General features: G+C 60.0%; 16 protein-coding genes and 2 pseudogenes. 9 read left to right on the top strand and 9 right to left on the bottom strand.

Features of this window, described 5'->3' with window-relative positions; genetic code table 11:
• Positions 1-46: 46 nt before the first annotated feature.
• A complete protein-coding gene (locus tag EOS_RS24460; RefSeq protein WP_047849277.1) occupies positions 47-958 on the bottom strand; it encodes a LysR family transcriptional regulator in 912 nt (303 codons plus the stop codon).
• Positions 959-1,074: 116 nt separating this feature from the next.
• On the opposite strand from EOS_RS24460, the gene EOS_RS24455 reads away from it, so the two are divergent.
• Entirely contained in the window at positions 1,075-1,731 is a 657-nt protein-coding gene (locus EOS_RS24455) for a glutathione S-transferase family protein (protein ID WP_047849276.1), read from the top strand.
• Positions 1,732-1,777: 46 nt separating this feature from the next.
• Positions 1,778-3,862, top strand: coding sequence for a 2Fe-2S iron-sulfur cluster-binding protein (locus EOS_RS24450; protein ID WP_047849275.1), 2,085 nt, complete (start codon positions 1,778-1,780; stop codon positions 3,860-3,862).
• Between the two features lie 66 nt (positions 3,863-3,928).
• On the opposite strand, the gene EOS_RS47145 is transcribed toward EOS_RS24450, so the two are convergent.
• Both EOS_RS47145 and EOS_RS24440 read right to left on the bottom strand, forming a co-directional pair.
• Entirely contained in the window at positions 3,929-4,102 is a 174-nt protein-coding gene (locus tag EOS_RS47145; protein WP_160312525.1) for a hypothetical protein, read from the bottom strand.
• A gap of 27 nt (positions 4,103-4,129) precedes the next feature.
• On the bottom strand, positions 4,130-5,023 hold the full coding sequence (locus tag EOS_RS24440; protein ID WP_047849273.1) for an NmrA family NAD(P)-binding protein: 894 nt from the start codon (positions 5,021-5,023) through the stop codon (positions 4,130-4,132).
• 214 nt (positions 5,024-5,237) lie between these two features.
• On the opposite strand from EOS_RS24440, the gene EOS_RS24435 reads away from it, so the two are divergent.
• Positions 5,238-6,191 carry a helix-turn-helix domain-containing protein gene (locus tag EOS_RS24435; protein ID WP_047849272.1) on the top strand — a complete coding sequence of 318 codons (954 nt, stop codon included), beginning with the start codon at positions 5,238-5,240 and terminating at the stop codon, positions 6,189-6,191.
• A 64-nt stretch (positions 6,192-6,255) separates the two neighbouring features.
• Positions 6,256-7,437: an MFS transporter gene (locus EOS_RS24430; RefSeq protein WP_160312524.1), complete on the top strand. Its 1,182-nt coding sequence runs from the start codon at positions 6,256-6,258 to the stop codon at positions 7,435-7,437.
• Between the two features lie 39 nt (positions 7,438-7,476).
• On the opposite strand, the gene EOS_RS24425 is transcribed toward EOS_RS24430, so the two are convergent.
• Positions 7,477-8,682, bottom strand: coding sequence for an MFS transporter (locus EOS_RS24425; protein ID WP_053064028.1), 1,206 nt, complete (start codon positions 8,680-8,682; stop codon positions 7,477-7,479).
• 128 nt (positions 8,683-8,810) lie between these two features.
• Here EOS_RS24425 and EOS_RS24420 point away from each other — a divergent pair, with 128 nt between their 5' ends.
• Entirely contained in the window at positions 8,811-9,374 is a 564-nt protein-coding gene (locus tag EOS_RS24420) for a TetR/AcrR family transcriptional regulator (protein ID WP_047849270.1), read from the top strand.
• Positions 9,375-9,503: 129 nt separating this feature from the next.
• Here EOS_RS24420 and EOS_RS24415 read toward each other — a convergent pair whose 3' ends face one another.
• Together EOS_RS24415 and EOS_RS24410 are read right to left on the bottom strand one after the other, a co-directional pair.
• Entirely contained in the window at positions 9,504-9,752 is a 249-nt protein-coding gene (locus tag EOS_RS24415; RefSeq protein WP_047849269.1) for a hypothetical protein, read from the bottom strand.
• Between the two features lie 143 nt (positions 9,753-9,895).
• The gene (locus EOS_RS24410) at positions 9,896-10,165 is read right to left on the bottom strand and encodes a DUF4148 domain-containing protein (RefSeq protein WP_047849268.1); all 270 of its coding nucleotides are present in this window, start codon (positions 10,163-10,165) and stop codon (positions 9,896-9,898) included.
• A gap of 349 nt (positions 10,166-10,514) precedes the next feature.
• Between EOS_RS24410 and EOS_RS24405 the strand changes: the two genes are divergently transcribed.
• Positions 10,515-11,264, top strand: a complete 750-nt coding sequence (locus EOS_RS24405) for a hypothetical protein (RefSeq protein WP_183146120.1) — start codon at positions 10,515-10,517, stop codon at positions 11,262-11,264.
• Between the two features lie 126 nt (positions 11,265-11,390).
• Here the strand turns inward: EOS_RS24405 and EOS_RS24400 are convergent, their stop codons facing one another.
• The gene (locus EOS_RS24400; protein WP_047849266.1) at positions 11,391-11,660 is read right to left on the bottom strand and encodes a hypothetical protein; all 270 of its coding nucleotides are present in this window, start codon (positions 11,658-11,660) and stop codon (positions 11,391-11,393) included.
• Positions 11,661-12,568: 908 nt separating this feature from the next.
• On the opposite strand from EOS_RS24400, the gene EOS_RS24395 reads away from it, so the two are divergent.
• The 3 genes from EOS_RS24395 to EOS_RS24385 all read left to right on the top strand — a co-directional run bounded on the left by EOS_RS24395 (position 12,569) and on the right by EOS_RS24385 (position 17,350).
• Positions 12,569-14,266, top strand: a complete 1,698-nt coding sequence (locus EOS_RS24395; RefSeq protein ID WP_235442945.1) for a porin — start codon at positions 12,569-12,571, stop codon at positions 14,264-14,266.
• 306 nt (positions 14,267-14,572) lie between these two features.
• Positions 14,573-15,958 (top strand): cysteine--tRNA ligase, encoded by a 1,386-nt coding sequence (gene cysS / locus EOS_RS24390; protein WP_047849265.1) that lies wholly within the window; start codon positions 14,573-14,575, stop codon positions 15,956-15,958.
• A 90-nt stretch (positions 15,959-16,048) separates the two neighbouring features.
• The gene (locus tag EOS_RS24385; protein ID WP_047849264.1) at positions 16,049-17,350 is read left to right on the top strand and encodes a UDP-N-acetylglucosamine 1-carboxyvinyltransferase; all 1,302 of its coding nucleotides are present in this window, start codon (positions 16,049-16,051) and stop codon (positions 17,348-17,350) included.
• Positions 17,351-17,465: 115 nt separating this feature from the next.
• Here the strand turns inward: EOS_RS24385 and ggt are convergent.
• A pseudogene (ggt, locus tag EOS_RS24380) lies at positions 17,466-19,087 on the bottom strand (gamma-glutamyltransferase).
• Positions 19,088-19,345: 258 nt separating this feature from the next.
• A pseudogene (locus tag EOS_RS24375) lies at positions 19,346-20,062 on the bottom strand (GNAT family N-acetyltransferase); the annotation flags it as partial.
• Positions 20,063-20,171 lie beyond the last annotated feature (109 nt).

Genomic DNA, 20,171 nt, shown 5'->3' with positions numbered 1-20,171 from the left:
CGAGCCATTCATCGGTGGACAGCACCGCGGCGAACGAAACATCGGCTTAGCCGCCTTTCGTCTCAAGATGGGCCTTGAGCGCATCGATGAACACCCGCACCTTCGGCACCGGATAACGTGCCGATGGAAAGATTGCGTGAATGCCCGCGGGCGGCGATGACCACGCCGGCAGCAACCGCACCAGCCGTCCCGCCGCGACATCCTCTCCGATCGAAAAATCAGTCAGATAGGCCACGCCGGCGCCTGCCAATGTTGCAGCGCGACACGTAGGCGCGGTGTCTGCGAGAAATCCCGAACTGAACCGGACAGTCCGCTTCCCGCCGCGCGTGCTTTCGAGCGGCGCCACCAGCGGCTTTTGCAACGCAGACATGCCGACGAACGGCAGCTTGACAACCGCATCGAGCGTAGTCGGCTTACCCCACTGGGCGACAAACCCGGGACTCGCAACGAGCCATTTGACGAAACCGCCAATCTTGACCGCGCGATGACTCGAATCTGCCAGCCGCCCAAGCCGGATCGCTACATCGACCGCTTCTGCGACCAGATCCACCTGACGGTCAGCTGACACGAGTTCAATCTTGAGCTCCGGATGCCGTTGCTGCACCGCGACCAGCATGGGCACCACCACGCTTGCCCCATAGTCGATCGGCGTGGCAACACGCAGCGTTCCCCGCAACGCGCCCGACTCCTGCGTCAACGCCGAGATCGCTTCTTCAGTCGCGTTCAGGATCTGCCGGCTTGATTCGTAAAACGCCCTGCCGGCCTCGGTCACGCTGACCCGGCGCGTGGTGCGTACGAGCAGGCTCGCGCCGACCTCGGCTTCGAGACGCTGCATGTGCGTACTGACCATTGTCTTCGCAATTCCGAGACGATCGGCAGCGGCCGTCAGCGAACCGGCCTCGACCACGGCCGCGAAAACCACCAGCCGGTTAAGATTGACAGCGCTCAGGCTAGTCATTGGATTGTCCACTTTAAGAGGATTGTCTAACCATCATTATCCGTCTTCCCGGGGCAAGTGAGACGTTCTATGCTCACTCTATCGATCCACCGGTTCATATCCTTACCAGAGTCGTCATGCCTGCTCCCACGCCCACCAAGCCCCTCCAGCCGATCCGGCTGCATACCACGCTGCTGTCCGGACACGGGCATCGTGTGAAACTTTTCTTGACGCTGCTCGACCTGCCTTTTACGACGATCGAACTCGACATGAAAACCGGCGGTAACCGCAAGCCGGCGCACTTAGCGCTCAATCCGTTTGGCGAGGTACCGGTCATCGAAGACGGCGATATTGTCGTGACCGATTCAAACGCTATCCTGGTCTACCTCGCCCGCAAATACGGCGATGCCTCGTGGCTTCCCGAGGATCCCTTCGGCGCGGCAGCGGTGCAACGCTGGCTGTCGCTGGCGGCTGGCAAGATTGCGTATGGTCCTTGCGCCGCGCGTCTGGTCACGGTGTTCGGCGCACCGCGGGACTACGCAACTGCAAAGCGGATCGCGGAAGATCTCTTTCCGATTATCGATCCCGAGTTTCGCGACAAGCCGTTCACGGTTGGGCAGGCACCGACCATCGCCGACATCGCCGCGTATACGTACATTGCTCATGCGCCCGAAGGCGGCATCTCGCTCGAACCGTACCCGCATTTGCGCGCGTGGCTGAAACGCGTCGAGGCACTGCCGCGTTTCCTGCCGATGCCCGTGACCAAGGCGGGTCTGCTCGCCGACGCAAAGTAGCGCGTCAAACAGACAGCACACGTTCATATTCGAGATCGAGAACATCATGTCCGCTGCCGTTGCCGCGCCTCCTTCGGGCTGGCGTGCTGTGGAATCGCCATTTCATGCCAGTGAACTGGCCGCGCAGGAACGTGCTGGGGTGCGCGAGCGGATGAACGTTGACGCGCGCCGCGGGATTCGCGACTACATGCCTGAACAGCACCGCCTGTTCTTTGCGGAACAGCCGTTCATGGTGCTCGGTGGAGTGGATGAAAAGGGGCAACCGTGGGCGACGCTGCGCGTTGGTGCGCCGGGTTTTATCTCGACGCCCGATGAACGCACGCTGCGTATCGGCGGCCGGAGCCTGGCAGGCGATCCGCTTGCTAGTACGTGGCAAGTCGGATCGATCTCGGGTGGGCTCGGTATTCAGCCCGCTACCCGTCGGCGCAACCGCGTCAACGGAATCATCACGGCTATCGACGATCAAGCGATTACCGTTGCCGTGAGCCAGAGTTTTGGCAACTGCGCCAAGTACATCCAGAGCCGTACGCCTATCGAATTTAATGTTGAAGAAAGTCAGGAGTCGCCGGTCGTTTCAAGCCGCCTGAATGACGATGACCACGCGCTGCTTGCACGGGCCGATACCTTCTTCGTCGCGAGCGCGAACACATCGAGCGATGCGGGCATGGGGCGTGGCGCTGACGTATCGCACCGCGGCGGCAAGCCGGGGTTTATTCGTATCGACGATGACCGCACGCTGACCACGCCGGATTTCAGCGGCAATTTGTTTTTCAATACCATCGGCAACCTGATGCACGATCCGCGTGCGGGTTTGTTGGTCATCGACTTCGACAGCGGCGACCTGCTGTATCTCGCTGTCGATGCCGAGATCATCTGGGAAGGCCAGGAGCTCGAATCGTTCGATGGCGCCGAGCGGCTGATCCGCTGGCACGTGCGCGAGGTTCGACGCACCCGGCGCGCGTTGCCCTTGCGTTGGTCCGGCGTTCAATACGCCCCGCAATTAGTGAAGACCGGTAGCTGGAAAACGGCGGAGGCAACACCTTTAGCGGCGAACACGTGGCGCACGCTAAAGGTCTCCGACGTTCGCGACGAGGCTCCTGGCGTGCGATCGTTCTATCTGCAAGCCGCTGATGGTTCGACACTTCCGGCATTCGAACCCGGCCAGTTTCTCCCAGTCCGGCTGCACGTTCCAGGGCTCGCAGCACCATTGATCAGAACCTATACCCTCTCCGATGCCCCCAATGGTCGACATTATCGGATCACGGTAAAACGTGAGGGTGCGGCGTCGACGTGGCTGCATGAGAACGTCGAGGCGGGAACGGAGATCGAGGCCAAGCTGCCGGGCGGGGCGTTCGTGCTCGACCGCACGAGCGGCCGTGCGATTGTCTTGGTGTCTGCGGGCATAGGCATTACGCCAATGGTCGCGATGCTGAACAGCTTGCTCGCCGACAAGAGCGAACTCACGCAGCCCGAGCGCATTCATTTTATCCACGGCGCGCGCCGGTCCAACGACCATCCGTTCGTCGATCCACTCAGGAATGCTGAGCAAACCCACTCTCGTCTCTCGGTACATCTGCGAGACAGCCAAGCCGATCCAGGTCACGACACTCATCCGCGTTCGTCCGTCGGGCGTGTTGATATTGCGTATCTCAAGAGCGTGCTGCCATTTGGCGACTACGATTTTTATCTGTGCGGTCCAGGCTCGTTCATGCAGGATATGTACAGCGGCTTGCGTTCGCTCAACATTGCCGACGACCGGATTCGTTTTGAGGCGTTCGGGCCGGCCAGTGTCAAGCGCACAGAAAGCGCTTCAAATACGGTAGCGACGCCTGTATCTCCCCGTGACCCTGAGCGATCATCAAAGGTAGTCTTCATGCGTACGCATCGCGACGCACAGTGGTCTCCGGAAGATGGAAGCTTGCTGGATTTTGCCGAAGCAAACGGCGTGGTGGTTGCGTCGAATTGCCGGTCAGGGGTGTGCGGCACGTGCGCGACGCGTGTCCTTTCTGGAGAGGTGACGTATCCAGTGCCGTGTGAGGCCGAGGTCCCGCCGGGACATGCGTTGATTTGCAGCGCGATCCCGGCGAAGCTTGGACTGGGTGAAGAGTCGGCCGTTGTACTGGACGTTTGAGTTTCGCCCGCGCTCCGGGCTACAGGAACAACGCGAACGGATGCGCCATCTCTCTTCAGCGGATCGTCAGAAGAAGATGAAGTCGTCGTTGCTGTCGGGTAGTGAGCTCAATATGCGCTGGAGCTGATAACCACCAACGAGTCCCGCAACGCCGATAATGACCGCAAACCATGCATGCTTAGGGCCGCGTGCACGCGCAACCGACACCTTCGGCGCATCGAGCGAAGGTCGAGAATGCATCGCTTGCTTCCGTGTCGAGCGGCGCATTTAGCCAGCCACCGCTGCGCCGTCCGGCAGCATCGAAGCCAGGACCTCAGGGAGTTCCGTCGTACCGAAACGCCGCTCGCCTATTCCCTCTTCCACGTCGATGCGGCCCGCGTTATGCGCATCGCAGAGTTCGGTAATGAGATCGGCATGGTTCGCGCTCAGGCCGGCGCGCAGCAGCGTGGATGTCCATTCGCTACGCGGCACTTCGCGTGCGCTTATTTCGCGCCTGCTGGCATCGCTTAGCGCACGCGCGACTTCGAGCGCACTAACCCGTCGCGGGCCTTCAATGCTCACCACACGCGGCACACTGCCGTGCGAGTCGTCCAGCAGCAGCTCGGCCGCAAGTTGGCCCACGTCCTGCGCGGCTACCGTAGGAAAGCGCTTGTTCAGCGGATGATGCAGGCTTGGCAACACACCCGTTGCGAACGCGACCGGGATCACACGTGCCCAGTTCTGCATATGTTCCGCTGCGCGCAACAACGTCAGGTTTTGCACTACCGGCTGCAACTGTGATTCAAGGGCGTGAAAGAGCAATGTGATGCCCGTGCCGCGGTCCAGTTCCGCGCCATAATCGGACAACGCGAGCACACGAGGCGGCGGATTGGCACGCAGCGCGATGGCCGCAACGTCGATCATGTGGCGCATCGTGCTCTCGGGTTGTGCGTCGCCATTTGGCACTGGACACAGGATCTGCACCGCCTGCGCGCCATCGATAACCTTCGCCACCGACGCGGGATTCGTCAGATCGGCAAGCACGACTTCGCAACCGATCCTTGCAAGGCGTTCGCCCTGAGCGTCGTTCCGTACCACGGCTCTTACCGCGTGACCCGCGTTGCGCACTGTTGCAGCAGTAACGCGCCCTACTTTGCCTGATGCTCCGAATATTACGAACACATTCGACTCCTTATTGGCCTGGATATCGTCATCGTAGGGATGTGTGCCGTTCCGGGCGCGCAGACACGGATCATCATGCGCAGATACGGATGATTGTTTTGTGGCACTGCGGCGAGACTGACGGTGCAAGGACGTCACTCGCTCACGGCGTCAAGCAAATTGGCGCTAAACACAGCACAATGCACGCTGTTGCCGACCTCCATGAGGAACTGCCATGAACGCCGTGACCCCATTGCCCATGTCGCCCGCCGGCTCCCGCGTTAACTTGCGCTCCAGCAAGGGCCGCGGCTGGAACGGTTTCGGCGCGGCGCTGCTCGGCATTTCGGCTGGCGCGCATCGGCTTACACCCTCGTCGCATCATGTCGTCGGCGTGCATGTCGGGCCACCGGTGAAAGCGCGCTGCGTCTGCGACCAGCGTCGCGACACACGCATCCAGGCGCACGGCGATGCCGACGTGATACCCGCGGGACTTGAAGGCCAATGGGTCGACGATTCGGACTGCACAGTCCTGAGCGTCTGGATCAGCGAGCCATTCACGCGCAAGACCCTGGAGCAACTCGATCTGAGGGCCGGGGACGCGCAGATCCGTCCGCAACTCCAGATGCGAGATCCGCGTTTCCAGCATCTGGCGTGGGCGCTGCAAGCAGAACTCGAAGCTGGCGACACGTCCGATCCGCTCTACGCAGAAAGCCTTTGCACCGCGATGGTGGTGCGGCTGATCGACGGCGCCCAACGCGTCGACGCGCTCGAAGGCCATCGGCGCAAGCTGGCGCCGCGAACGGCGGCGAACGTAATCGACTTCATTGAAAGCAATCTGGAACAGCGCCTGACGCTTGACGAACTAGCAGCACTGGCCCACCTTAGCGTGCCGCATTTCAAGGTGCTGTTTCGCGAGACGCTTGGCATGCCGGTGCATCGATACGTCGTACAGCGACGTGTCGAGCGCGCGAAGGCGCTGTTGTTGCAGGGTAAGTTGAGTACCAGCCAGGTGGCGCTGGAAACGGGCTTTGCGCATCAAAGCCACATGGCGCACTGGATGAACCGGCTGCTCGGCGTCACGCCGCGCGAAATTGTGAGGGCCAGCGGCCACGCGATTCAACTCGCCAATACAGCGGATACGGCGAATATAGCTAATACAACAACCCACAAGAAGCTGCTTTCACGTTGAGTCGATGACAGATATTTCAGGAACTCCGCATGCCTCTGCGTCCGTACGATCGACCGATTATGGTTTGTGGGCGCTTACCTTCAGCTACGTTCTAAGCCAGTTTTTCCGTAGCTACGTAGCGGTAATTTCCACGCAGCTTATCGGCGACTTCCATTTCACTCCGCAGATGTTCGGCTGGTTCTCCGGCGCGTTTTTTCTCGTCTTTGCCGCGGCGCAAATCCCGGTCGGATTCATGTTCGACCGGTATGGTGTGCGTTATCCCACGGCGGTGCTGATGAGCGTGGGCACGTTGAGCGTCGGGCTTGTGTCGGTCACTACCGATCCGCATCTCGCCATCATTGCCCAGGCCGGAATCGGACTGGGCTGCGCACCGGTTTTCATGGGACTGCTCAACCACGTTCTGCGCCACGGCGCAGGTCCACGCCATGTGCGGGCTATCACGACCGCCAGCGCTATTGGTATGTCCGGCGGGCTGCTCGCAGCGTTCCCGCTAAGCTGGGCGACAGCTCGCTTCGGCTGGCGGCCGGTCATGGCGTTGTCCGCAGTTTTTATGCTGCTCGCGACGATCGGCATTGTTTGCTCCGTGCGCCGCCGGGACGAAAAACCTTCGCTTGAGGCACCGCATTCGCAGCCATCGCTCAGGACGGCGGTAGTGTCGAACCGCGCGAACGGATTATGGACGTTGATGCCGGTTTGCCTGGCTATGTCGGTGGGTGGAACGTTTCGCACTTCCTGGGGTGGACCATATCTGGCGGACGTGTTTGGTTTCGACGTAATAGCGCGTGGCAACGCGATGACCGTCACCAGTATCGCCGGGATAGGCGCGTCTTTTTGCATCCCGTTTCTTGTTCGGCGATGGGCGCCCAAGACGTTATCGTTGTGCTGGCAAGCCCTGGGCGTTTTTGCGGCGCTCTTGCTGGCGATGATGCCGCAACGAAGCCCGGCAATAAGTATTGCAGCGATTTGCTTGCTGCTGTCGGTGGGCTGTATTCATCCGCTGGTCATGTCGCAAGCGCGGGCGATTATTGCGCCGGCCAAGCTGGGGCTTGGATTGGGATTGCTTAACAGCCTTGTGTTTTTGGGCGTGGCGCTGGCTAGCAGCATTTTCGGCTGGATAGCCGAGGGAGCCCGCTATGCGGGTGTGTCGAACGCCGATCTTTACTCAAGGCTGTTTGTTGTGACGGCGGTACCGCTTGCGGCCGGTGCGCTCGCTTATTGGTTTAGCCCGGAGAGTGCGCGCAGATGATGCAGGCATACCGGCCGCCGGTCTACCTGCAAACCCCGCTTACCCTCCGACCATCCCCCGCCCTCTCTCCAATCCGCTGGCAACAACAGTCAACCCAGCCAGCACCACCAGCGTAATGCCATACACATCTGTAGTAAGCCGCAAGCCAACAACATGGGCCATCGTCCCCGCGATAATCGCCGGCACGCTGAACGCCAGATAACTCAACACATAAAACGCCGCCATCAGGCCCGCGCGTTCGTGCGCTTCAGCCAGCGGCAAGACCGAGCGCAATGCCCCTTGAAACGCAGAGCCGAAGCCCATGCCTGCCAATATCGTTCCGACGAAAAAGAGTCCGGCGTTACCCGCGTGAGCACCCGTCAGCGTGACCAGCAATCCGGCGGCGAGCACCAGCGCGCCCGTCACGAGCAACCGGGGTGTGCTCAAGGCGCGCAACAGCAGCACGGCAACAAAGCCGCCGCACGTCAAAGCAAACACGACCCAGCCGCCCGTCGTGACGGCATCGGTGCCGGTCACCGCGCGCGCAAGCGTCGGTCCCAATGACAGATAGAACCCGCCCAATGCCCATACCGCGACGTTGACCGGTGCAATGCGCAGCATCGCCGCACGCGCCGCCCGGGGAACCCGTACGCGCGGCACCAGTGAAGCCAGCGCACCCGGGCGGCGGCTCACCGTCTCCGGCAGCAGCGACACACCCACGGCCTGAAGCAGGAACACCGCGAGCATCAGAAAGTAGACGAGCCGCATGGGCGCAGGCGCATATTGAACCAGCAAGCTCGTGCCAAGCGCTCCCACCCCCATGCCAAGCAGCGGCGACAACGTATTGACCAGCGGCCCGCGCGTGCGGCTGGCATCGAGAATCGCGGCGCCCAGCGCACTCGTCGCCGCGCCGGTCGCGAAACCCTGGAGGACACGCGCCAGGATCAGCATCCGGACACTATCGGCATCGGCGAATATCAGCATTGCCACGATCTCGAGCGCCAATCCGCCAACAATCACCGGACACCGGCCAATGTGGTCGGAGAGCGACCCCGTTGTCAGCAACGCGAGCAACAAGCTGAACGCATAGACGCCAAAGACCACCGTCAGCATCCCGGACGAGAACCCCCACACCTCTTGGTACAGCCGGTAAAGCGGTGTCGGCGCACTCGATGCCCCAAAGAACATCGCCGCTATGGCCGCATAGAGCGGCAACGCGTAGCGGGTGCGATGAGGGGGAAAACCGGGATCGGCATCGAAGGCCATTGCACACTCCGGGGAATAAACGCAAAATAATTGCTTTAACGGATTGTGCACGTTGTCTTGCGTTAACGCAACTTTTTAGCTTTAATGCGTTTTATCGATGCGCGAACAGGGTCGGAGAGAGACAGGAAATGGCAGCACGAGAAGGGTTGCGACCCGGCGGACGTAGCGCGCGGGTGCAGGAGTCGGTGCATCATGCAGTCAGTACGTTGCTGGCGGAAATACCGCGCGAGGAACTCACCGTGCCGCAAGTCGCGGCGCGTGCAGGGGTGACACCCTCGACAATCTACCGGCGTTGGGGCGACCTGCCGACCCTTCTCGCCGATGTCGCCCTGCAGCGCTTTCATCCGGACAACGGACCGGCCGCCACCGGCGCTTTAAGAAGCGATCTCGAAACTTGGGCGCAGGGGTATCAGGAAGAGATGTCGTCCGCGCCCGGCCGGGCCATGACACGCGACGTGCTGGCAAGCAACGATTCCCGCAGCCCGGCCTGTCAGTGCGCGGCCATCACACGCTCACAGATCCAGATGATCCTGGACCGGGCCATCGAGCAAGGCGAAACGCCGCCCGATGCAAATACGATCTTGGATCACGTGGTCGCGCCGCTCATCTATCGCCTGCTTTTCGACGATGCCCCGATAGACCCCGCGTTCGCCCGCACGCGCGTGACGATGCTGCTGGACGGGACACGGTAAGCACCGGGAAAATCACGCAGTCATGGTTCGTTTGGCTAGATCCCCTCGGGATTGAAGCAGCGCAATGCTCATGCTTTTGCCGGCGTTTCGCTAACCGGCGCGGCTGTCTTAAGCGAGTAGCGAGCGGTCTTACGCCGCAATCCGATAGCTCATCATTGCAGGCCCTGAGATAGCAGGCGGAAACACACACCAGCTACCGTCATCGTGCCGAAAGAAAAAGATTGCGCGTGAGCCGGTGGGTGCCGAGGCCTCGACGCGCACGTAGCGTCTGTTGTCCAGACACATGCGGCCGAATTGAACCACATGGATCCGCATCGCCGGGGTGGGTGCCAGCCATTTTTCGACGAGGTAATGCAAGGACTTCTCAGCGATGTTCATCTCCGTCTCCTTCATACCGATACTGCTAGCCGGCGACCGTGCAACACGACAGCGCTCAGCCACAGAACGGAATATTCCGCGGGCCATGTACCCGGGGAAAGAGCCGGGTGCAAGCCCGTGTCCGACCTGCCGGGAGCATCGGCTCACCCGCCGCCGTAAAGCTCGTTCAGGCGTTCCAGCGTGCCATCCTGCTGGGCGCGTATCAGTTCCTCGTAAACCTCTGCACGGGTCTTGCCGACGGGCGCAGCGTTGCTCTTCATGGGTGCCGCCGGCTGCGCGGGCGCCGAATTCGCTTGCGACACTACGGCGCTGTTATCGCCCGGCGTCCCCTTGGCCGCGTCGTACTCCCCGGCATATGCCTGCGCTGCGACGGTCATCAGCGCGCCAGTGACAACTAACGTGAGGTATTTCATGAAAACCTCCAATTAACTCGTTTAGGAATACCGATCACATTCATTGAATGAGATGCATCGGATTGCCGCGTCGGAGATAGTGCAAGGATCTCAAGGTCCTGGATAAATCAGTCAGACGTGCACTCATATAACTACGGCCAAGTGCGTTTTATTCCCGATCGTCGCGTTGATCCGAACGCGGCTTTCTTTTTCATGAATACCCGGAGAGCGGGAATAAAACCGCACGGTCGCAAGTCTTACTGTCAGGTTGAGCACCGGCGCGCGTGAATATTTTTCCCGATCCGTGCACGTTTGGCTGGAGTCGTTGTTTAATGAAACCCGTCCACGTTCGATATCAAGAGGAATGGAGATGCAATCGATTTTGCGTCATTTGCAGATTGGATCAGGCGTGGTGCTGCTGACGTATCTTTTCCTCCATCTGGTCAATCACGCGCTCGGGCTCTGGTCTCTGGATCTCGCGGGACACGGTCTCACGCTTGCCATAAAGCTATGGCACAGCACGCCCGGCACGATCTTGCTCTATGGTTCGGCTGCGCTTCATTTTTCGCTGGCGCTGCGCACGATCTACGGGCGTCGCCGCTGGGTGTTGCCCGCTACAGAATGGATCCGTATCTGGGCCGGACTCAGCCTGCCTCTCCTGCTCATCCGCCATGCGGTTGCAACCCGTCTCGCTGCCTCGCTCTACGGCTTCGAACCGAACTATGAAAAGATCGTGATCTCGCTGATCTCAAGCGGCACTCAAGGCTTGCAACTTGCGCTGCTCGCGCCGGGCTGGGTGCACGGTTGCCTCGGGCTCTGGATACGTTTTCGCCACTATGATCCCGTGCGCCGCGCAAAACCCGCACTGATCGCGGTGCTCATTGGCTTGCCGCTGCTGTCGGCGGCCGGCTTTCTTCACATGACCCGGGCCGTCGAGACGGCCAGTGCCGTCCTCCCTGCACCCGATCCGAAGCTGCTCGCACATCGGGTCGCGCTGGATACATGGCGTCGCGATCTCCTGACGATCTATCTGTCCCTGGTCATTGGCGCCCTGGTCGCGGGCCAGTTGCGCAATCGAGTCGAGCGTCGAAGTCTCCATAAGGCATCGCTCGATACCTGACACAGCCCATGCAGGCGCATCCCCTCATGCGCAACGCCGCGAACGGGGTCCGCCGCGTCACGGTGTTTGCATGTGGCTGTGTTAATGGAATGTGAGTACCGCCATCAGATAAAACACCTCGGGAATCTACTTGTTGGTCACGCTGACGTCCTTCACGCTAGTCACCGGCTCCTTTACGTTGTTTCCGGCCACCGGGTTTGCAAGAGGAATGGACTCCGTCGCGTCGTCACTGTCACTCTGAGGCATGGGTAGCGGCTTATCCGGAATCGCCGCGTTATACAGCGTTGTTCCTAATTTTGCTCCCGCTATCCCTTCGTCGTAATCGTCGACAGTTCCGGCGTACGCCTGGGATGCAAAGGAAAATACAACTCCGATCACAATCATTAGATTATTCATCGCGTATTTCCTCGCCAGATTGGTATTCTTCGGACCTCTGACACACCTGCTCCCAGTCACTGCAATTTATAGTCGTTGAACTTTACGGTTACCCGTCATGTTTAATTCGGGACTGGTTGTTAGCAGTTGGAAATGCACGCCGAGCCGGCACCCGTTTTTGCAAGCTTGTCGTGTTAGCCCGACGCAGCCGATCCACCGCAGCTCCCGGTCGCGAGTCAAACACAGGTGCAATCTTGATGATTAGCTATCTTAAGTATTATTCATGGAATTGAGTTTCAAAGACTAAGCGCAGTTCGCGAACGACCCCGAAAATGGCGATACTCACCAAAGAGATTCTCGTCTCGCCCGCGCCAGGTTTCGCACAATCCCCTTTTAGCGCCTGTTTCCAGAGGGCACGGAAAGAAACGACGTGGCGCCAAATCGTTTTCCCCAAAGCCGCTAACCAACCCGCACACAGCTTGCGTGAGCTTAAAATAACCTATCAATACTTAGCTTATACTTAGGTTGTACTTTCATATATATTTCAATAGTATTTCAGATATTTTAATAAAGTAGCCCAGGTTAATTCCGACTACACACTTGACCTCGCCCACGCAATACAGATTCACCATTGGGTATGGTTACCATAAGTTCATTTAACTATCCTAAAAATTACGATGCCCTCACATTTACTTCGGGACGCGTAATATTTACAAATTGATTTCAATTACATCGATGCCATTCCCATCGAGAGAAATTGGAACAACCACTCACTACCTGGATCACGCGTCCTTTGCGTGACCCGATCGATGTATCCGGCCGAGACACGTCCCGTGGAACCAATCTGATACCTGCTCCTTTGAGGAGGGCGTAGCGTTAAAAAGTTAAGCAAATATTTTAATAAGCATAACTATCAAGTGGAGACGACGATGAAAAAGAGACGCAATTCACTCATGGCGGCCGCGCCGATCATTTTCCTTGCCGCCGGCAGTGGAGGTTTATCGGAAAAGGCGCTGGCGCAGGCACTTCCCGCAGATGATCAGGCAAAACAAATCCAATTGTTGCGGCAACAAATGGATGCGCTGACAAAAAAACTGGACGAGCTTTCCGCCAGACAGGCGCGATCGAGTGCCGAGGTACCTCGCCCGGCGACCGTTTCAACTATTCCAAACACGGCTTCTGTAACGGCTGGCGCGACGACCACACCAACGAGCACTCAGACAGCATCGGCAGATGACGGATCCAACTCGTGGGGCGCCAGCATGCCGCCGCGCCTGCGGTCATTGCTGGCAGCGCTCGGCAACATGGAGTTCTATGGAAACCTGGACCTCTCCGTGGACTACCTCACGAAGGGACTCAAAAGCGAATACACGACGCCAGGCGGCCAACGAGTTTTCCCCGCAGGTAACATGAGCTGGCAACCCGACGTCTCCTCAAACCTTTCTTACGTCGGCGTACGCGGCAAACAGCCGTTTGGATCGGATAAGAGTCTCGCGTTTGTCTATCAGTTGGAGACGCAACTGGATATCTCGGCGACGGCGGGCACTTCAAACTCGAATTCCGCGCAAGATTCAGGCGTCAAGGGCGCGCTCACGTCACGCAACAGCTTCATTGGTGTCGCGTCTACGTCGTGGGGCGCGTTAAAGATCGGCAAGACCGATGCACCATACAAGACCTCCACGGCACGCATGAACCCTTTCTCCGGCACGATCGGAGACTACTCGGCGATCATGGGCAACACGGGCGGCGACAATCGCGTCGAATTCGGCACGCGGCTTGACCATGCAATCTGGTATGAATCGCCGACGTTCCACGGCTGGAGTTTTAACGCATTGGTGTCGCCCGGCCAGAACCGCGGTTATGAAAATTCGGTTCAAGCTTCGGGGGAATCGAGTTGTACGGGAGGCAACGTCCCCGGAAGCGGCGGTAACCCGATCGCATGTAATGACGGCAGTTACGGCTCGGCTTACAGCGCGAACCTCGCTTATACCAATGGGCCCCTTTACTTCACCACCGCCTACGAACTACACCAAGGTGTCAACCGTTCCAGCGATGTCACCGCGAGCCCTGCAGCATTGGCATCCCCCGATGGTACCGACCCGAACGATATCGGTAACGAATGGGCGTTCAAAGTCGGCGCGCAATATAAGCTGCCCACTAAAACGACTTTGAGCGCAATCTACGAAGTCATGCGCAGGAATGTCCCCGCCTATCTGCAGATTCAGAACGAGCGTAGCCGCAATGGTTTCTGGCTCGCGCTGACGCAGGAGTTCACACCGAAGGACAGTGCCAGCATCGGGTGGGCTCATGCGAACTCGACGCCCGGCGATCCCGGTCAACACAATACGGCGCCTGCGGATCCCAGTGCCTTGGGTATCGCCAACCCCTCGAACGGTGCCAACATGTTCACGGCCATGTACCGGCACGCAGTGGACAAACACACCACCGTTTATGCCGATTACGCCATCACGATCAACCAGGCCCTGGCCCACTACGATCTCGGCGCGGGGGGACGATCAGTCACCGCAGACTGCCACGACGGCAGCTCGATCTCGCAGGGCGCACCCTTCTGCTACGCGGGCGGAAGAATCATGGGGTTTTCCGTCGGTCTTGATTATAAATTCTAGGCTACCGGTCCCTTGCGCCAACGTCTTGAATGTCGTGGGCAGCAACCTGAGACAGGCGAAGGGACTCTTGCAGTCATAACAACGAGGCAATCATATTGACCAATAGAAAAACACGCGTTAGCATCTTTTTCATGATCGCCTACACCGCATCCCCCTCCCGCTTCATGCGCGCATGCTGTCACAGCCTGCCGAGGGGAGCTTGCGTCTAGCGCGTCGACACCATCACGTCCAAGTCCTCCATGGCCACCCGTTGCAAGACCGGTGGCCTTTTTGTTTTCACGGTCACCTCGACAATACGGAAATCCGATGTCTCTCGCCTTGTACGACACCTGGTCGCGCGCAGTACGCCCGTTCGCTCCGATACAGCCCGGACACGTGGGCATGTACTGCTGCGGCCCCACGGTGTACGACCATGCGCATATCGGCAATCTGCGTACTTACGTGTTCGAGGACGTGCTTCGACGCGCTCTCACGCTTAACGGCTACACCGTGCGGCATGTGGTCAATATCACCGACGTCGGCCATCTGGTCTCCGATGCCGATGAAGGCGAAGACAAGATGGAAAAAGGCAGCCGGCGAACGGGAGATTCGGCATGGGCTATCGCCGAACGGTATACCGCGGCCTTCATGGCAGACTGGCACGCGCTCAACCTGCTGGAGCCTTCGGTCTGGTGCCGCGCGACCGGCCATATCGCGGAGCAGATTGCCTTTATCGACACGCTGCAACGCAAGGGCTACGTCTACCTGACCGCCGACGGCCTGTACTTCGACACCAGCAAGCAGGACGACTACGGTTATCTGACGCGACTCGATCATGCGGGACTGCAGGCCGGAAAGCGGGTTGCGGTCGGTGAGAAACGGCACGCCACCGACTTCGCGCTCTGGAAGTTCAGCCCATCGGATTCCACCCGGCAGATGGAGTGGGATAGCCCCTGGGGCCGCGGTTTTCCGGGCTGGCATATCGAGTGCTCGGCCATGTCGGCGAAATACCTGAGCCCCTGGTTCGATATTCACTGCGGCGGCGAAGATCACATCTCCGTGCATCACAGCAACGAGATTGCGCAGACGCAGGCCTGCCACGGCACCCGGCTCGCCAATTTCTGGATGCACGGCCATTTCCTGACGCTGGACCTGGCCAAAATGTCGAAATCGGCTGGGGACTTCGTGCGCCTGCAGACGTTGATCGACCGCGGGAGCGATCCGCTGGCTTACCGCTATCTATGCCTGACGGCGCATTATCGGAGCAGCTTGCGGTTCAATCATGAAGCGCTCGACGCCGCGCAGTCCGCGCTGGACCGGTTGCGCAAAACCTATTCGAGCTGGCCGGCGGGCGGACATGCAGATGCCCCCTTCGTGGCCCGCTTCAACGCCGAGGTCAATCAGGACCTGAATCTGCCGCGAGCATTGGCCGTGTTGTGGGAACTGGTCAAAAGCGATCTGCCGGCCGCTACCCGACGCGCCACCGTCGATCACTTCGACACAGTGCTTGGACTCCGGCTAGGCGAATGGCAGACGGACAAGGTCGATATTCCGGCAGACATCGCAGCGCTCGCGGAGCAACGTGAAAAAGCTCGCGCCGACAGGAACTGGGCACAAGCCGATCATCTGCGCGAAGTTTTGAAAGCAGAAGGCTGGCAGGTCGAGGATAGTGCCAGCGGACAACGGCTAAGCCCAACCGAAAGAGCCACTTAGCGCCGTGAAAAATTAGCCACACCTACGACCTGTGCGCGTCGCGCGGTGGCATGATTATCCCCTCGCTTCTTCCACGAGCCTCTTCCGAACATGTCGAATCTGATCGTACATGGCGGCGTCCCGTTACGCGGGGAGATCACGCCGTCCGCCAACAAAAACGCCGTCCTGCCCATCCTTTGCGCCACGCTGCTGACCGACCAACCCTTGCGCCTCATCGGCGTACCTGAAATCACCGACGTCAAAAAGATCCTCGAGATTTTCCGCACGCTCGGCAGCAACGTGTCGATGGACTTTTCCACCGGCATTCTCAACCTGCATCATCACGCAACCACCTTCGATCCCGTGGCGCACCGGCTGCCCGAGGAGATGCGTTCTTCCATCATGCTGGTACCTCCCCTGTTAGCGCGTTTCGGCGTGGCACGGCTAGAAAACGACGTAAAGGGCTGCACGCTGGGGGTTCGCGAGATCGATCCGCACGTGGAGGTGTTCGAGCGTTTCGGCGCGCAGGTCGAGCGCACGGCCGACTCGCTCATCGTGCGAGCTGATACGCAGATGACCGCGAATCATCACTGGCTGGACTATGCATCGGTCACCACCACCGAGAACTTCGTGCTGTGCGCGGTCGCGGCCGGCGGTACGTCGACGCTGGTCAATGCGGCATCGGAACCGCATGTGCAGGAGTTTTGCCGTTTCCTCGCCATGCTGGGTGTCGCAATCGATGGGATCGGCACCTCGCGTCTGAGCGTCGCGGGCGGCCGCAAGCTGGGTGGCGGCGAGTTTCGGTTCAGCGAGGACTTCCACGAGATCGCGACCTTCCTCGCGCTCGGCGCAATCACCGGCGGCAACATCGCGGTCAAAAATACCGCACCCGAACAGTTCCCGCTGATCGACCGGACCTTCGCGAAGTTCGGCGTGAACGTGGTACATAAAGACGGCTGGTCGCGCGCATTCCAGGACGGTCCGCTGCGCGTGCGCAGGCCATTTACGCAGAACATCCTCACCAAGGTGGAAGCGGCGCCCTGGCCTTATCTGCCGGTCGATCTGCTGCCCATCTTCATCGCACTCGGCGTGAAGGCCGAAGGCAGCGCGATGTTCTGGAACAAGGTCTATGACGGCGCCATGGGATGGTCCGTGGAACTGTCGAAGTTCGGTGCGCACGTGTTTTTGTCCGACCCGCATCGGCTGATCACGTTCGGCGGTTTGCCGTTGAGTCCCGCCAAGGTCGAGAGCCCGTACATTATTCGCGTGGCGATCGCGCTGTTGATGGTCGCGGCAAGTATCGAGGGGCGTTCGGAGATTATCAATGCGCTGCCGATCCGCCGCGCACACCCGCGTTTCGTCGAAAACCTGCGCTCTGTTGGCGCGGACGTGGAGTGGACCAGCAGCGAATGACGTCAGCGGCTTATGCTGCTATGCAAAAGCCGCCTATGTCCCAGCCGTGCTGGCGATAAACAAAACCATCCGCCAGCACGGCTGCGATGCATCAATCAATAGCCGTCAACAACCATCAATAGCCAAGCGCAAGACCCGAGTTCCGGCGCGGATCGTTCGCACCATAGAAACGATTCTTGCCGACCGGCTTGCCACCCAATGACGGCGCTCCGACCAGGATCGCTGCAACGTGATTGGCCGGCTGCGGTCCGGAGAACTTCTGGCCCCACCCTTCCAGGATCTTCTGCGTGTCGGGGCTCAACGCGAAGCGTTCGATATTCGTCGTTTCCGGCAGCCATTGCTGATGGAATCGCGGCGCATCGACGGCCTCCTGGATGTTCATGCCGTAGTCGATCACGTTGAGCATGGTCAGCAGCGTGGCGTAATGATGCGGCTGCCTCCCGGCGTGCCGACCACCATCACGGTCTTGCCGTCCTTCGTGACAATCGTCGGGCTCATGGAAGACAGCGGACGCCGTCCCGGACCAATAGCGTTAGCCTCGCCCTGCACCAAGCCATACATATTGGGGACACCGATCTTCGACGTGAAGTCGTCCATCTCGTCGTTGAGCATCACGCCGGTCTTGTTCGCCATCACGCCCGAGCCGAACCAGTCGTTCAGCGTGTAGGTCACCGAGACCGCGTTGCCCCATTTATCGACGATTGAATAATGAGTCGTGTTGGTGCCTTCATGCGGTGCAACACCAGGCTTGATCTCCTGCGACACCCCCGCCTTCTGCGGATCGATCGCTGCGCGGATCTTGGCCGCGTAGTTCTTGTCGAGCAGCCGGTCCAGCGGGTTTTTCACGAAATCCGGGTCGCCCAGATAGCTGTTGCGGTCGACATAAGCATGGCGCATCGCCTCGATCTGATACTGCATGGCCTGGGCTGAACGGAAGCCGAGACTTTGCATCGGATACCCTTCGAGAATGTTCATGATCTCGCAGATAGCGACCCCGCCCGAGCTCGGCGGCGGCGCCGAGACCACGTGATAGCCGCGATAATCACACTCGATCGGCGCGAGTTCGCGCGTCTGGTACTGGTCGAGATCGGCTTGCGTGATGATGCCCTTGCCGGCTTGCGTCGATGAGACGAGGGCGTGACCGACCCAGCCCTTGTAGAAGCCATCGGGGCCCTTGGTGCTGATTTCGCGCAGGGTCTTGGCGAGGTCCCTCTGCACGAGCCGCTGGCCAACCTGGTACGGCTCGCCGTGATTCAGGAAGATCGAACCCGAGCCCGCCGGATCTTTCTTGAAGTCGTCCGTTGCGGTCCCGAGGATATCAACGTCGCCCTGATCGAGGACGAAGCCTTCCTGAGCGTACCGGATCGCCGGTTCGATGAGGTGGGCACGTTTCATCGTGCCGTATTTCGTCAGCGCCATTTCCATGCCGGATACCGTGCCCGGCACGCCGACGGCCAGATAACCCTTGGTGCTGAGGTTCGGGATCACGTTGCCGTTCTTGTCGAGGTACATGTTCGCGGTCGCGGCAAGCGGTGCCTTCTCGCGGAAATCGAGGAAGGTCTTGCGGCCGTCGGCGAGCTGGATCGTCATGAATCCGCCCCCGCCAATGTTGCCGGCCGCAGGATAGACCACGGCGAGTGCATAGCCGACAGCGACGGCCGCGTCGACTGCGTTGCCGCCGTCCTTGAGCACGTCGACACCCACGCGGGTCGCGAGATGCTGGGCGGTGACGACCATGCCGTTCTCGGCGGCGACCGGGGCTTGCGATGCGGCTTGCGCGCCCGCGTAGCAAAGGGCGAGCGCCGCCGCAAGAAGCGACTGGGCGAGACGATCGAATTTCATTGTTTGAATGTCCGTTGCGGAGGGAAAGAGAGGCGCTTGTGGCAGCGGTGACCTGGCAACCCGGACAACCGGGCCGCCAGCAACGCGCACGATACCAACAATGATTAATGGCGGGAACCCGCAAAAGCCGCAGTTGAAAAACTGCGGCTAGCCTGCTGTGGGGTTCGGACCGCGTATTTCGGTTAACGACTTGCGCTGCTGCCCTTGCCCATCGAAGTTCTCTGGCGCAAGCCATTGTTCGAACGCAGCGCACACCGCGGGCCATTCCTTGTCAATGATGGAAAACCACGCGGTGTCGCGTGTCCGTCCCTTGTAGAGCACGGCCTGCCGGAAGATGCCTTCGAACTGGAAACCGAGCCGCGCGGCCGCTTGCCGCGAAGGTGCGTTCAAGGCGTCGCACTTCCATTCGTAGCGCCGGTAGCCGAGTTCGTCGAAGGCATGTTTCATCAACAGGTACTGGGCCTCGGTGGATATTGGCGTGCGTTTGAGCAGCGGCGAGAACGCCACGCTCCCCACTTCGATAACCCCATTGGCCCGGTCGATCCGCATCAGCGCCAGGGTGCCGATCGCCGTTCCCGTCTTCAGGTCGATGACCGCGTAGTGCTGGGGATCGGGACTGACCGCGGCACGTTCGACGTAGTCGCGGTAGCTCGCGGCGTTGTCGAAGGGGCCAACCGGCATGTAGGTCCAGTCGCGGCCATCCGGCGCCTGGCTGTAGGCCTTGAAGAGGTCAGCGGCGTGGCGCAGCTCGAGCGGCTCCAGCCGGCAGTACTGTCCTTCGATCGGGCTGCGCGGCGGGTGCACACGCGCGGTCCAGTGGGGCATGGGCTCGCCGACGGGTTGCTGGTACTGGTTCAAAGTGCTGGGCATAGCGGTTCCTTGCGGCATGAGGCGAGTGTTGAAGCGGGACGTAGGCGAAGCATGTGCTAACGTACGCGCATCATGGAACCTTAAAAAGTGCCACATTCCCATGTATTTC

The organism is Caballeronia mineralivorans PML1(12) (genome assembly GCF_001028175.1).
Taxonomy (GTDB): Bacteria; Pseudomonadota; Gammaproteobacteria; order Burkholderiales; family Burkholderiaceae; genus Caballeronia; species Caballeronia mineralivorans.
Note: the sequence above shows the minus strand (reverse complement) of the source record. Positions and strands in the feature narration are given on the sequence as shown.

What these genes read in the sequence shown, in the direction of transcription:
- EOS_RS24455 (WP_047849276.1), top strand. Translation starts at nt 1,075, where the DNA reads ATGCCTGCTCCCACGCCCACCAAGCCCCTCCAGCCGATCCGGCTGCAT.
- EOS_RS24395 (WP_235442945.1), top strand. Translation starts at nt 12,569, where the DNA reads ATGAAAAAGAGACGCAATTCACTCATGGCGGCCGCGCCGATCATTTTC.
- EOS_RS24405 (WP_183146120.1), top strand. Translation starts at nt 10,515, where the DNA reads ATGCAATCGATTTTGCGTCATTTGCAGATTGGATCAGGCGTGGTGCTG.
- EOS_RS24410 (WP_047849268.1), bottom strand. Translation starts at nt 10,165, where the DNA reads ATGAAATACCTCACGTTAGTTGTCACTGGCGCGCTGATGACCGTCGCA.
- EOS_RS24450 (WP_047849275.1), top strand. Translation starts at nt 1,778, where the DNA reads ATGTCCGCTGCCGTTGCCGCGCCTCCTTCGGGCTGGCGTGCTGTGGAA.
- EOS_RS24400 (WP_047849266.1), bottom strand. Translation starts at nt 11,660, where the DNA reads ATGAATAATCTAATGATTGTGATCGGAGTTGTATTTTCCTTTGCATCC.
- EOS_RS24420 (WP_047849270.1), top strand. Translation starts at nt 8,811, where the DNA reads ATGGCAGCACGAGAAGGGTTGCGACCCGGCGGACGTAGCGCGCGGGTG.
- EOS_RS24460 (WP_047849277.1), bottom strand. Translation starts at nt 958, where the DNA reads ATGACTAGCCTGAGCGCTGTCAATCTTAACCGGCTGGTGGTTTTCGCG.
- cysS (WP_047849265.1), top strand. Translation starts at nt 14,573, where the DNA reads ATGTCTCTCGCCTTGTACGACACCTGGTCGCGCGCAGTACGCCCGTTC.
- EOS_RS24385 (WP_047849264.1), top strand. Translation starts at nt 16,049, where the DNA reads ATGTCGAATCTGATCGTACATGGCGGCGTCCCGTTACGCGGGGAGATC.
- EOS_RS24415 (WP_047849269.1), bottom strand. Translation starts at nt 9,752, where the DNA reads ATGAACATCGCTGAGAAGTCCTTGCATTACCTCGTCGAAAAATGGCTG.
- EOS_RS47145 (WP_160312525.1), bottom strand. Translation starts at nt 4,102, where the DNA reads ATGCATTCTCGACCTTCGCTCGATGCGCCGAAGGTGTCGGTTGCGCGT.
- EOS_RS24425 (WP_053064028.1), bottom strand. Translation starts at nt 8,682, where the DNA reads ATGGCCTTCGATGCCGATCCCGGTTTTCCCCCTCATCGCACCCGCTAC.
- EOS_RS24435 (WP_047849272.1), top strand. Translation starts at nt 5,238, where the DNA reads ATGAACGCCGTGACCCCATTGCCCATGTCGCCCGCCGGCTCCCGCGTT.